We start from the raw sequence: 10,631 nt of genomic DNA, 5'->3' as shown, positions 1-10,631 counted from the left end.
GTATGTACCCAGCCAGGAAACTGTCCTATGCGAATTACATCACCCTGCAGGTGTCTCCTGATCGCCGTTGCGGTGTTATCTGCACCGGTCCATGCTCAACCGGCCCGGCCGTTTCTCCTGTGCGTTGTCGATGAAAACTTCCTGTTGTTGAATTCGCAGGTGGCGGTAAATATGGCTGAGCGCTTCCAGCAGATTCGAGAGAGGGCCCGGCAGAGCTACGAGAGGGATATCAAGAAGTTGGAGGCCGACACCCAGGCATTCGAAGAGGCCCGGGTCTCACTTTCCGTGCAGACCTCCAATGCCCGTGCGGAAGAACTGGCACGGCGCCTCGTCGCGCTCCAGGAAAAACGCCGCCAGCTCAACCGCGAACTTGAGGAACTCGATACCGAACTGACCGCGAGTGTCATGCGCCTGGCACAACCGGTGATCCGCACTTCTGCGAAGGAGCGGGGGTGTTCCGCGGTAGCCGCGCGCAGTCAGTTTCTGCACCTCGAGGATGTATCGCTCGATATCACGGCGAGTATCCTGAAAAAAATGGGGAGCGCAGAAAATGGAACTGATGAAAAACCATAATTATTGTGCGCATTGCGGTAAGCTTCGAGCCCGCGCCAAGAAGGTGTGATTTATCCCCTTCCCGCCTTTCGAGTGCTACGGCCGTTTGAAATCCCCGTGCGTGAGGTAGTGAATCACCTGGGCGATCACCGCTTCGTTTCTAATCATAAATAGATGGGTTGCCGGCATTTGCAGGTGATCGCGCATGCCCGCGAGCGTCGTGCTTTCCACTGAGACAATGCCGTCGTCGACCGCCGGAATTACCCGCGAGAGAAATGGGTGGATACTGCAGGTTCCAGCAATAACCCCTACGTCAAAATTTGCGGCGCCAAGCTTGCGCGGAAAGCTCTGCCGATCTGTACCCAATTGCAGGCCAGCATCGCCGAACACGAAGTGAAATCCGGGTATCCTCCCAAGTTTGTCCACTACTTCGCTCCCCTTATTCGGCGGTCCCAACATCACCACCCGCCCGAGGTTTTCCACCGGCACCCGGCCTAGGTAGTAGCGCACCAGGATGCCGCCGAGAGAATGGGTGACGAAGTGGATTTCATCGTAGCCCCGGCAGTGGTCCAGGGCCGGCGCTATAGCGGGCCCGGCCAGTTTCTCGATGGGGTATCGGGTGGACGGGTAGTCCACGTTTACCGTCGCAAAGCCCGCCCTGGCAATTGCCCGCTCCATCGTCGCCATCCAGCCGTCGGACAGGAGCAGGCCGTGGAGTAGTATTACGCACGAGGAACTGGCCTTGGCGGTGAGGGGGAGCGACATCAGTAGGGCCAGAATGACCATCTTCATCGACTGCGAGCCAACTCTCATCAGGTAGCCGGGGTATTCAATAGATTCTAGCCGCCGAGCGGAAGGCAGGTCGGAGACAGACTGTTACAAAGACCACTGTGTCGGGATGGGGCTGCAGGGGTTACCGTGTCGCATAGGCTCCATTCCTTCCGGGAAACGGGGGGCAATAACGAAATGTGACCTGAACTCGGGCACTCAGGGTGAATTGGGCCAGCTCAGGGTGGCGCGGGTGCCTCCCAGTTTGGGCGAGCGGTCCAGATGTAACTTGCCGTCGTGCCACATCATCACCTTCTTGACGATATACAGGCCCAGACCGTAGCCCTGGTCATCGGTGGCGGAGCGGGTGAATGCGTCGGTAAGTTCGAGCGCGTCGCCAGCGAGGCCCGGTCCGTTGTCCTCGACGGTCAAGGTGCAATACTCACCATCGCAGTCGAACTGCAGATCGACCCGATCACGGGCGTACTTGTTGGCGTTGGTGACCAGGTTCTGTATGGCGATGGCGAGTGCGTCGGGTTCCAGGCAGGCCTTGCAGTCCGGGAAGTAGTAGCCGATCTGCAGTTCCGGGCACTGGGATTCCAGTGTCGACGCGAGGCCACTGAAGAAATTTTCCAGGGATACCCACTTTCGGGAAATGAACTTTTCCTGAATTTCCAGGCGGGCGAAACTCAGGTATCTGTCTACCAGTTGCTCGATGTCCCTGGTTGCATCGGCGATCAGGGCGTTGTCCGGGCCTTCCTTCATCAGTGCCAGTTGAAACTTGATCTGCGCGAGAGGCGTGCGAATTTCATGCGCTATGGTGCGCGCCAGGTCCTGGTTCATCTGGCAGTAGTCCAGCACGATATTCGCCATCCGGCGGAAAGTTTCCGCCAGGGGGTAGATGGCCGAGCGCCGGCTGGTTTTGGCGGGCATGCGAAAGGGCTTCTCACTGAAGCGGATGGCCAGCTTTTGCAGCAGGTGCAGATCGCGAAACAGCGGCCAGATCAGCAGCAGCAACACCAGCAGCATGGCGCCGATCAGCAATAGCCGCCATTGGGTGATGCTTTCGGCCTGTTGTTGGGGGAACGGCCCTATCTGGAGGACGCCCTTGTCGTTCAATCGGTAGAAGAGGATCTGCCGGTCACCGGCGTCCAGGCCGATAATTTCACCGGATTGCAGGCGAGCCAGCAGGTCGTCGGGGAAATGTATGGCATCTATCGAGTAGCTCTGCGCCAACGGCGCCTCCCCCCGTTCGAGAGCTTGCGCCAATTGGGCAGCACTGATGGTGTATTCACCCGGCGAGTCGGAATAATTCTGGTACAGGGCGCTCACTGCCGTGTAGACGATAACCAGTGCCAGCGCCATCATGCTGAGCAGGCGGAACATCTGCAAGCGCATCAGCTGATCCCGTCGGAGATATGCAGGGTATAGCCGCGTCCGCGAATGGAGCGAATGGTAATGTTTTCGGTAATAGAGTCGAGTTTTTTGCGCAGGCGGCTCACGCGCATGTCCAAGGCGCGGTCCAGACCATCGAACTCGCGCCCCACCACGCGCCGGAACAGGTACTCCCTGCTGAGTGGTCGCGTCTGGTGTTCTGCAAATATCAGGAGCAGCTCGAACTCATAGTCGGTCAGTGCGAGTGGCCGGCCGTTCACCTGGGCTTCACGATTTTCCGGGCTGACCTGTAGCGGTCCGATGCGGATGTCTGCGGTCGATGGCGCTATGCCGCGGGCACGGCGCAGGTTCACTTCTATTTTTGCCCACAACAACTCCGGCACCACCGGCTTCACCAGGTAATCGCAGGCGCCCAGTTCGAGGCCTCTTACCTGGTCTTGCACCGAGCTCAGGGCGCTGAGAAAAATCACCGGGCAGGTCAATTGGTTATTGTAGTGTCGGAGCAACTGGAAGCCGCTGGCATCCGGCAGCACCACGTCAGCGAGAATCAGATCGTAGTCCCGGTGGTGCAGCGCTTTCATAAAGGAAGCGCCGTTTTCCGCCCGGGTAACATCGCACCTGCGCTCAAGCAGGAAGCGGCGGATCAGGGAGGCGAGCTGGTCGTCGTCCTCGAGAAGGAGGATCCGGTAACCTCCGTCGGCGCTCACAGCAGTCCCCAATGGTAGCGGCGCTGGTGGCGCTTGGGGCGGTATCGGGCGACCTTGAGGGTCGCCGAGGCGATACCCTTTCCGCTTTCCTCCGCTGTCACCAGAAAAAGGACGTCTTCGTCGGCGGTGACGTAGACCTGCATCTCCTGCACGGAACCGCCGGCAAAGCAGCGGATCAGCCCCTTGCCGGAAATGGTCAGGCAATAGCGCGCATTGTCGTCGTTGGAAAATTCAATCCTGACCGGGATAGTGCAGAGTTCTTCGCCTCCATTGATAGCACAGAGCGAAGGAGTGATCCGCAATTCCGCCGCAGTTCCAAGTTGCGAGAGGCACAGAGCCAACAGAAAACAAGAAAACCGCATCTTCATCGTTCGCTACCAATGGTGTACTGAACGCCGGCAAACCAGCTCAGGGTTTCCGGCTTCTCCATCATCAGTGCGTGCCGCCCGTCCATGTCGTAGCGATTGTACTTGGCCGCCAGTTTGAACTCGAAGTTTTTGCCCAGGGGGTAGGAAAAATTCAGGCGCGCATAGCGGTCGGTGACGTCATCCGGTGGGGAGTGCAAGGCGTAGAGAAACGCAAAGGCCCCGGCCTCGGATTCCCGCATATGGTAATAGTACTCCACCAGGTCTGCGTCTTTCTTTACCGCCCCGAGGCTCCACCCCAGGGTGCCGCCGAGGAGTCGGTACTGCTTGTCGAAACTCAGGTGTGTCTCGCTGCCGTCATGCACATGGGATACGTCATGAAAGTAGGAGAAGGAGACGTCTGCTAAATCGGTCACCAGCGTAAAACTCGGACCGGCCACCGCGGATAGCTTGCGCTCAACGGCCCTCGGGCCTTCCTCTACATCCTCCTCCTCACCGACGAGGCCCAGGGCCGGGCTTATGGTGGCCGTAGTGACTCCGCGGTTGCCGAAGTGATAGTAGAGGCCGTCTTCGTTGGGGCGTACCACCAGGTCCAGGTAGAAGTTGTCTTCCTCCAGCAGGCTGTAGCCCGCGGTGAGGTTGCAGACAAAGAAACGTTCTCCATAGTAACTGAAGGAGGGCAGCAGGAAGCCCTCGGCGTTATCCCGGCCCTTGAGCGGGTTTTCCAGCAGGCCGCGTCCCATGGCGAGACTGAAATTCCATTCGGGGGCGCTGACGTCTTCGGCCGCAGCCCCGGCATGGCCGAGCGAGGCGAGCAACAGCGTTATGAGTTGGTTTCTTATTCTTCTGTACATCAGGGGTCAATGGATGGCCGACTACTTTGGGTGCCTTGTATATCACGGGCCACAAGGCGCCGGCCATGGCTTGGCGAAAAAGGTGACAATTCGTTACAAATATCCCAGCTGTAGAATTTCTCTCCAAAAGAGCTTTCCACCGCAAACTATCCTCCTGGTTCGGCAAATTTTGACCGGGTAGTTTCCGGAAGGGTGGTTCCAGTAGCGAACCGCCTTTTGCGTACCCGCAGGTGCTTCTTCCTCGATTGATGCTGCTCATCGTCGCCCTGCTGGGCTTACAAACTGTTACGCGAAACCCGTAGCCGGATTTCTAGGTGCGTGATTTCATCTGATTGTTCGCAAAACTATCGATAAAGCGACCGAATATATAAAAACTTTTCTCTTGGGGAGACGATATATGACTGTAAATCAGGGCTGTCCAGGGTTGTTTTGGAGGATTCCTATATGAATATAAGAAACATGCTCGGTGCCTTAGCCGCCGGGCTCTATACCATTGGTGCCACGCACTCGGCGGCACAGGTTGGTCCGAAAGTCGGATCGCCGCAGGATTTGCAGCAACTGCAAATAACACCTGAGAAGCTGGCCGAGTATCAGGCTGCCGGCAAGGCGCCGGGTGACTACTCGGTTCTGGAGAACAACGGAGTCAATGTGCATCTACGCAGGCAGCACGACAAGTTCAAGGAAGAGCGGGGCGTTGCCGGCGAGCACGTCTATATAGTACGCCTGCACGATAAACCGGTCGCCACCTACAGCGGCGACACGGCCGGCTTTTCCACCACCGATGCCGGCCGGTCCAAATCGGGAAAACTGTTCAGCGCGGGCAGGCCGCTAGTTGCCGGTGTTGAGAATTATCGCGGCTACCTGATGGGCAGGCAGGCGGATGCGATCAACAAAATATCCCAGCGAGTGGGCAGTAGGGAAGTGCGTCGTCAATTCACCAACGCCATCAATGGTTTTAGCCTCAAGTTGACCCAAGAGGAGGCGAAGAGAGTCGCCCAGCTTCCCGAGGTCGCTTTCGTGGAGCGCTCCAGAACTTATGAGCTGCACTCCGACGCCGGCCCGCAATGGATTGGAGCCGATCAATTGTGGACTGGTGCGGCGGATGCGACAGACTCGGTGCCGCACAAGGGGGAGGGGATTATCGTTGGCATCATCGATACCGGCGTGAATACGGATCACCCTTCTTTTGCCGATGTGGGGGACGATGGCTACGATCATACCAACCCTTGGGGAACTGGTGTCTATGTGGGAGATTGCGCCGTTGCCGGTCAGAAATCCTTGTGTAATGACAAGCTGATAGGTGTGCGCAGCTATCCGGCGGTCACCGGTGTGTACGATGAGTTGAATCTCACCGCCGGTACCAATGTGGCGAAAAACGGCGAGGATTACCAGGGCCACGGATCCCATACCGCCTCAACCGCGGCGGGCAATGTGCTTACCGATGTCCACTACAGTCTGCCGCAACTGGAGGTCGAGCACGATGGCGAGACGCTCGCCAGCGGGCTCTTTCCGCAGCTTTCCGGCGTGGCGCCCCATGCCAACGTGGTTTCCTACCAAGTTTGCTACCCGGACAACGACTCCGGCTACGTCGGCTGTCCCCTGGAAGCCATTGTGGCGGGTATCGAGGATGCCATCAGCGACGGCGTGGACGTAATCAACTTTTCCATCGGCGGTACTGAGGGGTTCCCCTGGGAGAGTTCCATCGAGATGGCCTTCCTCGCCGCTCGCGAGGCCGGTATCAATGTGGCCGCCTCCGCCGGTAACGCCGGGCAGCAATGTGGCCAGGAGTGCTTCAGTGCGATCGATCACGCCTCTCCCTGGCTGTTGAACGTCGCTGCCTCGACCCATGACCGAGAGATCAGAGTGGATACGCCGGTGGGCTATGCAGGCTTTATCGACTCCGAACCCCTGGGCCCGGTGCCGGATTGGTCGGAAACAGGCCTCAGCGGCGCCTCCGTCAATAACACTGAGATCACCGGCGTCGTGGTGATGGCCAAGGATTACCCCGATGCTGACGGCAATATTGATTACAGTGGCTTCTGCGGCTCGCCCTATGCAGAAGGGACTTTCGACAACTATCCAAACGGCGATCCAATTCTCGACAGCGCCGGCGAACGTCCCAACGTCATCGTGGTCTGCCAGCGCAACAGCCTCAGCGATCCCAACGGCGTGGCGCGGACAGACAAGGTCGCCAACGTTAAGGCGGGCGGCGCCGATGGCTTCATTATGTATAACTTCGCTTCAGGCGACCCGATACCGCCTGTGGAGTATGAGTTGCCGGCGGTGCACCTGAGCTACGAGGCCTGGCATGGACCTGACTGGCAAACAGACGGCCTGGGCGACTGGGTGGACGGCTGGGGCGATGAGCGCGGCCATACGGTCACCATCGGCATCACCAGTATCACCCGCGAGTTGGATCCGCAGTACGCTGACTGGCTGGCCCCCTTCTCTTCCCGAGGTCCCAGCTGGACCACACCGGAGAGCCTGATTCCGATGGTGGCTGCGCCCGGTGTCAATGTCTATGCTGCCTACGCCGACCAACACCCCTTCACTTCAGTACCCTACTCAGGCGACTTTGCGTCACTGAGCGGCACTTCCATGGCCTCTCCCCACGCCGCCGGTGCCATGGCACTGCTCCGTGAGGCACACCCGGAATGGAGCGCCACCGAAGTACAGTCCGCGCTGATGCTCACCGCCGAGGATACAGTGCGCTACCGCCGCCTGAACCAGGCCAACGGCGATGTCGGCGAGGCCGGTACCTACCGCGCCGGCGCGGGCCGTATCAATGTCGCCAAAGCCGTGGATGCAGGGCTGGTCATGGACGAAACCGCGGAGAATTTCCTCGCCGCCAACCCCAAAAACGGCGGCACGGTGCATCGGCTGAACCTGCCGCAACTGGTGGATCTCAGCTGCGCGCCCAACTGCCAGTGGCTGCGCACCTTTACCGCAACCAAGCCCGGTTCCTGGAAAATCGATAGCGGGGAAGTCTTCAACTGGGACTACGACCTGAATTGGCAAAGCCCCCAGAACGGCATCACCATTACCGCCGTTCCAAACGAATTCACCCTGCAAGCGGGTGAAACCCAGACGGTGGTGGTCACCGCTTCGATAATGGACACCCAGGACTGGTTCAGCAACTCGGAGGTCGAACTGCACTCCGAGCTGATCCTGACGGAAAACAGCGGCGAACAACTGCGCCTGCCGATGGCCTTCCAGTACGATGCCAACGGTATGCCCAGCAGACTCAAGGCCACCGCACACCGAAACCTGGGGAACTTCCTGTTCAAGGATATCAGGCTGCCGCAGACGGCTACGCCCCACGGCCGTGTATTCGCCGGGGTAAAAGCCGACGTAAAAACAGTAACTTTGCCGAAGGATGACGAATCCGACATGCCCTGGTCGCCGGAGCGCGACGAAACGGTGGCACTGGAGGGCAGGCTGGACGAGGCCACCCACACCGAGTGGGTGACGGTGCCGGCGAACGCCAAGCGCCTGATCGCGGAATCCCACGGTACTGTGGAATCGGAACTGCGCGGCAGCTTCGACATGGGAAACCTGGTCGTCTACGTGGGCAAGGACTACGACGGCGACGGCCAGGTGGATCCGCTGGATGAACTCCTGTGTGTGTCCAGCCACACCAGCTACGATAATTTCTGTAACGTGAACGACCCTGAACCGGGCCGCTATTGGGTGGTTTTCTACAGTCCCTACAGTTTCCAGAATCCGGGCGCGATGGAGACCTTCAGCTACGCCACCGCCGTGGTTACCGACCAGTTGGCCGCTGATATGTCCCTCGACGTGCCGGCCAGCAATGGCAAGGAACCGGTGGATGTTGCGCTGAACTGGAACAAGCCGGAAATGGAAGTCGGCGATATCTACTACTCAGTTATCGACTTCGGCACCTCGAGTATCAATGCCGGCAATATCGGCCGCGTGGGTATCAAACTGGTTAGGGGCAAGGACGACGTCTCCCTGAATGTGCCGCAAACTGCCGCCATGGTGGGCGATCAGATTCCTTTCACCTTCTCGATTCTGCCCAACAACAGCGGCTACGACCGCTCCTTTACAATCACCGCCTCAGTACCCGAAGGGCTGGGTTTCTCTAGTGACAGCGTCCTCTCCAGCAATGACGATATCGTCACCGACATCGAAGTGTCGGGGAACACCATCACCATCAGCGGCGTGCAGCCAGACACCACCGACCTGCAGCCCCGCTACGTGGTGACCTCCAACGACTCGGATTCGCCGGAGTATTCGCCGCACTGCAAGATGCCCGATTTCGGCCAGGCGCGCAGGGACGGCTACCTGGATTTGCACAGCGAGTTCGGATACCAGACCAACTTCGGCGGTATCAACGAGGTGATCATCGACGAGGAGACCGGCTACCCCTGGTACGACCCGACCACCGGTATCACCTACGACGGCAGGGTCAACTGGCAGCAGGGCGTCACCATTCCGGTGCAGGAATTCTTCCAGGGCTATCACGACCGCTTCCATCTGTACAACAACAACGACACCATCAATGCGTTTGTACAGAACGAGCTGTCGATCAAGGCCAACGGCCTCCTCTCATTGACCAATATGCCGGTGTTTTTCCAGGCAAGTGACGTTTTGCCTGACAACACCTTCCCCTACGAGAAGATCGCTCCCCTGTGGCGCGGTGCCGTCTTCGAGAACTACTTTGTGCTCGCCAACGAGTACAATCCCTCATTCAACAGTGACTTGAACGAGGGTATAACCACCGCCGTCGCCCCCCAGTCGGGCTGGGGCATCATCGAGTTCGACAACGCGAGCGACTTCAGGTCGGAGTATGACACTAGTACCGGTACGTACAACAACACCCGCTACGACAACAGCTTCGATTTCGAGATAGTGTTCAACGCCAACACCCGCTTCGGTAAACACGAGCACGAACTCTATTTTGCCTACGACAACCTGGACTTCGGTACCCGCAACGGCATAAATACCATCGGCCTGCAGGGATTCAAGGGGCAGTTGGATGAGCTCGGCCCCCTCGAATGGTATCTGGGCGAGCAATACTCCATGAACCATTTCCTGGAGCCCGAAGCCGGCAGCAAACTTCAGGACGTGATCCACGACGACCTGCTGCTCTGCTGGGACTACCAAGGGCCCGAATCCAGCCAGTTCGAAGTCACCGTATGGACGGATGTGGAAGCCGGTACCTCAGGAAGGGAAATACAGTTCGCGGCGGTGAGCAGTGTCGACGGCCTGGAAGACAAGGAAATGGCGCACACAATCACTGTGCCATCCAACATCACCATCGGCGATATCGCCGACCAGACAGTGGATGAAGACGGCTCCATCGATATCACAGTCCTCTATGTGGATGAGGATAGCGGTATCAACCAGATCACCGTATCCGGCGACAATGTCTCCGGTGAAGCCTCCGGTTGGGAACCCGGCTCCATAGTAACCATTACTCCGGCGCCCGATTTCCATGGCGAAACGGAAGTCACGATTACCGTGGCAGACGTGGAAAACCCCGGGGATGCAGCTTCCACTACCTTCAATCTGACAGTGGTTTCGGACGGAGTGGATGAGTTCGAGCCCGAGCCCGAGCCCGAGCCTCAGCCCGAGCCTCAGCCCGAGCCTCAGCCCGAGCCTCAACCGGAACCTAAACCTAAGAAGAGCAAGAAAGGTGGCTCTATCTACTATCTGCTAGGCTTGCTCGCAATAGCCGGCTTGATGAGACGACGCCGCGCTGCCACCACGTAGTAAACATCAAATTGATGCTCCTGCTTGGGGCGAACCTCTGGTTCGCCCCTTTTTTTGACGCCGTCGTTTCTCAGTGTGGTTACATCGTCGCTGCCGTTTCTGAATCTCGAGAAGTAGAACCTCCAGAGTGCCATTGTGGCTTGGATTCTGCGGGAACCTGTTAGCAGGGGAGTATTCGCGGAGCTCCTTTTTGAATAACCGCTTAGTGGGCCGTGCACAAAGTTCTGTAACAAAGGAGCACAGCCAAAACGTTC

At 58.4% G+C, this 10,631-nt stretch carries 7 protein-coding genes; 2 read left to right on the top strand and 5 right to left on the bottom strand.

Annotated features, from left to right (window positions below; translation table 11 throughout):
* Positions 1–27 precede the first annotated feature (27 nt).
* A complete protein-coding gene (locus AC6R19_RS04770) occupies positions 28–573 on the top strand; it encodes an OmpH/Skp family outer membrane protein (protein ID WP_500578520.1) in 546 nt (181 codons plus the stop codon).
* 75 nt (positions 574–648) lie between these two features.
* Here the strand turns inward: AC6R19_RS04770 and AC6R19_RS04765 are convergent, their stop codons facing one another.
* The 5 genes from AC6R19_RS04765 to AC6R19_RS04745 form a co-directional block, all read right to left on the bottom strand.
* Entirely contained in the window at positions 649–1,344 is a 696-nt protein-coding gene (locus AC6R19_RS04765; protein ID WP_500578519.1) for an esterase/lipase family protein, read from the bottom strand.
* Positions 1,345–1,539: 195 nt separating this feature from the next.
* Positions 1,540–2,718, bottom strand: a complete 1,179-nt coding sequence (locus tag AC6R19_RS04760; RefSeq protein ID WP_500578517.1) for a sensor histidine kinase — start codon at positions 2,716–2,718, stop codon at positions 1,540–1,542.
* Positions 2,718–3,422: a response regulator transcription factor gene (locus AC6R19_RS04755; protein WP_500578515.1), complete on the bottom strand. Its 705-nt coding sequence runs from the start codon at positions 3,420–3,422 to the stop codon at positions 2,718–2,720. Before AC6R19_RS04755 ends, AC6R19_RS04760 begins: the two co-directional genes overlap by 1 nt.
* Entirely contained in the window at positions 3,419–3,790 is a 372-nt protein-coding gene (locus AC6R19_RS04750; RefSeq protein WP_500578514.1) for a DUF3019 domain-containing protein, read from the bottom strand. The genes AC6R19_RS04755 and AC6R19_RS04750 overlap by 4 nt, the downstream gene beginning before the upstream one ends.
* Positions 3,787–4,641, bottom strand: a complete 855-nt coding sequence (locus AC6R19_RS04745; RefSeq protein ID WP_500578512.1) for a MipA/OmpV family protein — start codon at positions 4,639–4,641, stop codon at positions 3,787–3,789. The genes AC6R19_RS04750 and AC6R19_RS04745 overlap by 4 nt, the downstream gene beginning before the upstream one ends.
* Before the next feature lie 444 nt (positions 4,642–5,085).
* Between AC6R19_RS04745 and AC6R19_RS04740 the strand changes: the two genes are divergently transcribed.
* On the top strand, positions 5,086–10,377 hold the full coding sequence (locus AC6R19_RS04740; RefSeq protein ID WP_500578511.1) for a S8 family serine peptidase: 5,292 nt from the start codon (positions 5,086–5,088) through the stop codon (positions 10,375–10,377).
* The last annotated feature ends 254 nt before the right edge of the window (positions 10,378–10,631 follow it).

The organism is Microbulbifer sp. SE14, from assembly GCF_059834885.1.
This window is presented reverse-complemented; position numbering and strand designations above follow the sequence as displayed.